The sequence below is a fragment of the Streptomyces sp. NPDC029296 genome (assembly GCF_055569255.1).
The window spans coordinates 70,997-74,771 of record NZ_JBVHXT010000045.1; the positions used below are offsets into that span (position 1 = coordinate 70,997).

4 protein-coding genes are annotated in these 3,775 nt (G+C 74.7%); all 4 read left to right on the forward strand.

All coding sequences use genetic code 11. The features are described from left to right. The first annotated feature begins 342 nt into the window (after nucleotides 1-342). Nucleotides 343-858 (forward strand): shikimate kinase, encoded by a 516-nt coding sequence (locus ACZ4W9_RS32595; RefSeq protein WP_467941833.1) that lies wholly within the window; start codon nucleotides 343-345, stop codon nucleotides 856-858. Between the two features lie 90 nt (nucleotides 859-948). Beyond that, nucleotides 949-2,244 carry a 3-phosphoshikimate 1-carboxyvinyltransferase gene (gene aroA / locus ACZ4W9_RS32600; RefSeq protein ID WP_467941835.1) on the forward strand — a complete coding sequence of 432 codons (1,296 nt, stop codon included), beginning with the start codon at nucleotides 949-951 and terminating at the stop codon, nucleotides 2,242-2,244. 48 nt (nucleotides 2,245-2,292) lie between these two features. Further along, nucleotides 2,293-3,495 carry a 3-hydroxybenzoate 6-monooxygenase gene (locus tag ACZ4W9_RS32605; RefSeq protein ID WP_467941837.1) on the forward strand — a complete coding sequence of 401 codons (1,203 nt, stop codon included), beginning with the start codon at nucleotides 2,293-2,295 and terminating at the stop codon, nucleotides 3,493-3,495. Next, nucleotides 3,492-3,775, forward strand: a 284-nt coding sequence (locus ACZ4W9_RS32610) for a chorismate synthase (RefSeq protein ID WP_467941839.1), incomplete at its 3' end; no start/stop codon positions are given. The genes ACZ4W9_RS32605 and ACZ4W9_RS32610, both read left to right, overlap by 4 nt.

A 3,775-nucleotide genomic window follows, 5' to 3' on the forward strand; every position in this document is an offset into this window, starting at 1 on the left:
TCGGAGCCTCCCCCCCGGCCCCCGTTCGCCCTGCTTCCCCTCTTCCTCCTGGGAGGGTGGGCCCCCCCTCCCGCCTTGTTCCCTCGACCCCCCCCCCCCCCCCCCCGGCGCGGGATACGGTCCCCGTCCCGCGTGCGGACGCCTCCCACGCCGCGGTGCCGGCAAGCGGCCGGGCGCGAAGGTGAGGCGTCCACAGCCGTCGCGGCGCGCGAAGTCGCCGGCCGCCCGTGCTCCACGCCGCGGGTGCCCGGCGGTCCGGACCCGACGACACCACGGGCGGGCCCGACGCCCCGCCCTCTTCCGTTACGGCCCGACGCCCCCGACCCGAAAGGCGGCACCCCCATGACAGGACCCGCGGCCATCCTGATCGGCATGCCCGGCGCGGGCAAGACCTCGGTCGGCCGGGAGCTGGCCGGGCTGCTGGGGGTGTCCTTCCGGGACACCGACGAGGACGTGACCCGTCTGGCGGGCCGGCCCGCTCCCGAGGTACTGCGGGAGCAGGGCGAGGCGGACTTCCGGCTGCTGGAGCACCGGGCGGTCGCCGCCGCCCTGGCCGAGCACGCCGGTGTGCTCTCGCTCGGCGGTGGCGCGGTGCTGCACGAGGGCACCCGGGCCCGGCTGCGCGGACGCCGTGTGGTGCACCTGTGGGCCGGACTGGACACGCTCGCGCACCGGGTCCGGGCCGACGGCGACCGGCCCCTGCTCGACGGCGACCCCCGGATCGGTCTCGCGCTGCTGATGCGCGCCCGGCTGCCCCTGTACCGGCGGCTCGCGGTGGTGTCGGTGCGTGCCGAACACCGCGGTCCACGGGAGATCGCCGAAGAGATCGCCGCCGTGCTCGCCTCCGCCGCCCGCTGACCGCCCGGGCCGCCGTCCCCGGTTCCTCCGTGCCGTTGCACTCCCCCCGGCGCCGCTTTCGATGCCCGCCGCACTCGACAAAGGACAGCGATGACCACCGTCCCCCCGCCGCCCGCGACGCTGTACGCCCGTGTTCCCGGCTCGAAGTCACTGACCAACAGAGCGCTCCTGCTCGCCGCCGCGGCGAGCGGTACCAGCGTGCTCACCGCTCCGCTGATCAGCGACGACACCCTGGCTTTCCGTCAGGCGCTCGGCGACCTGGGCGCGGGGATCCGGTCGTCGGACGACGAGGGCGCCTGGCGGGTGACCGGGCTGGGCCGCGGCCCGCGGGGCGGCGGCCGCATCTGGTGCGCGGACGCGGGCACCGCCGCGCGCTTCCTGCCGCCGCTGGCCGCCGCCGGCGACGGCGACTTCGTCTTCGCGGGCAGCGAGCAGCTCACGGCCCGGCCCGTGGCACCGCTCGCCGACGCGCTGCGCCGCCTCGGCGCCGACGTGCGCACCGGGCCGGGCGGCACGCTGCCGCTGCGGATCCGCGCCCGCGGCCTGGCCGGCGGCGCGCTGGACGTCGACGGCAGCCTCAGCAGCCAGTTCCTCAGCGGGCTGCTGATGGCGGCCCCGCTGCTGCCCGGCGGCCTGCTGCTCAGGGTGCGGGAACTGGTCAGCCGTCCCTACGTCGACATGACACTCGCGCTGATGCGGCACTTCGGCGCCGAGGTGGCCGAGGACACCCCGGGCGAGTTCGCCGTCCGGCCCACCGGCTACCGGGCCGCCGCCGTGCGGATCGAGCCGGACGCCTCCACCGCCTCCTACTTCCTCGCCGCCGCGGCCGTCACCGGGCGCACGGTCACCGTGCGGGGCCTCGGCGACGGCAGTCTCCAGGGCGATGTGCGGTTCGCCGGGGTGCTGGAGCGGGCCGGGGCCCGGGTGCGGCGCGGCGCGGACGAGGTCACGGTCACCGGAACCGGCACGTTCAGGGGCGGTTTCGCCGTGGACATGGGTGACATCTCCGACACGTTCATGACGCTGGCGGCGATCGCCCCGCTGGCCGACGGGCCCCTGACCATCCGTGGCATCGGCCACGCCCGGCTCAAGGAGTCGGACCGGATCGAGGCCGTCGCCCGCAACCTGCGCGCGCTCGGCGTACGCACCGACACCGGCCGGGACTGGATCACGGTGCACCCCGGCGACGCCTCCCCCGCGCGGATCGCCTGTCACCGCGACCACCGCATCGCCATGGCGTTCTCCGTGCTGAATCTGCGCACGGGGAATCTCACGCTCGACGACCCCGGCTGTGTCGCCAAGACCTTCCCCGCCTTCCACGAGGAGTTCCACCGGCTCTTCCCGCGGCATCCGCTGCCGGCTCCCCCGGCCCGCACCTCGGCCTAGACCACAGGCCATCGACGTGATCGCACCAGAAAGGAACTGACGATTCGCATGACGCACATACTGATCGCCGGGGGCGGCATCGGCGGGCTCGCCACGGCCGTGTCGCTGGCCCGGAACGGACACCGGGTCACCGTGCTCGAACGCCGCGGCACCTTCGCCGAGATCGGCGCCGGCATCCAGCTCGGACCCAACGCCTTCCACGCCCTGGACCGCCTCGGCGTGGGCGAGGGCGTGCGCGAACAGGCGGTATTCATCGACGAGTTGTGCTTCATGGACGGCACCACGGGCGAGAAGGTCGCCGGCATGGAGCTGGCCGAGGCCTACCGCGAACGGTTCGGCAACCCCTACGCCGTGGTGCACCGCGGCGACCTCTACCAGCCGCTGCTCACCGCCTGCCAGGACCTGGACGCCGTCGAACTCGTCCCCGACGCCGCGGTGGAGCGCTACGAGCAGAGCGCCACGGGCGTCACCGCGCACACCACCGACGGGCGCGCCTTCCACGGCGCCGCGCTGATCGGCGCGGACGGCATCCGCTCCACGGTGCGCGCGCAGATGCTCGGCGACGGCGAACCGCGCGTGTCGGGCCACACGATCTACCGCTCGGTGATACCGATCGAGAAGGTGCCCGAGGAACTGCGCTGGAACACGGTCACGCTCTGGGCCGGCCCCAAGTGGCACTTCGTGCACTACATCATCGGCGGCGGCAGGTACCTGAATCTCGCCGTCACCCGCGACAACGGGGCGACGGTGCCGGTGGCCGGCCGGGAGGCCGGACGCGCGCAGGTGCTCGGCGGGTTCCCCGGCATCGGGGCCACCGCCCGGCGGCTGCTCGAACTGGGGGAGGGCTGGCGCGAATGGGTGCTGTGCGACCGTGACCCCGCGCCGGCCTGGACCGACGGGCGGGTGGCACTGCTCGGTGACGCCGCCCATCCCATGCTCCAGTACGCGGCCCAGGGTGCCTGCCAGGCCCTGGAGGACGCCGTGGTCCTGGGCGAGCTGACCGAGACCGCCCGGGAGGACGACCTCGTGCAGCGCCTGGAGAAGTACAACGCCGTACGCCGTGAACGCGCGGGACGGATCCAGCTCGTCGCCCGGCGCATGGGCAGCGAGCTGTACCACCCGGCGGGCTCGCGGGCCGGGGAGCGCAACGCGATGCTCTCCGCCCTGTCGCAGCGGGACATGTACCGGAAGGTCTCCTGGCTGCACGGCGACCGGGCCTTCACCGACAGTGGCGCCGGAGGGGACCGTTGAGCAGGCTGCGCTGGCTGACCGCGGGCGAATCGCACGGCCCCGCGCTGGTGGCGACGCTGGAGGGTCTTCCCGCCGGTGTCCCGGTCACCACGGAGATGGTGGCGGACCACCTGGCGCGGCGGCGGCTCGGCTACGGCCGTGGTGCGCGGATGAAGTTCGAGCGCGACGAGGTCACCTTCCTGGGCGGTGTCCGGCACGGGCTGACCCTGGGCTCGCCGGTGGCGGTCATGGTGGGCAACACCGAGTGGCCGAAGTGGGAGCAGGTCATGGCGGCCGACCC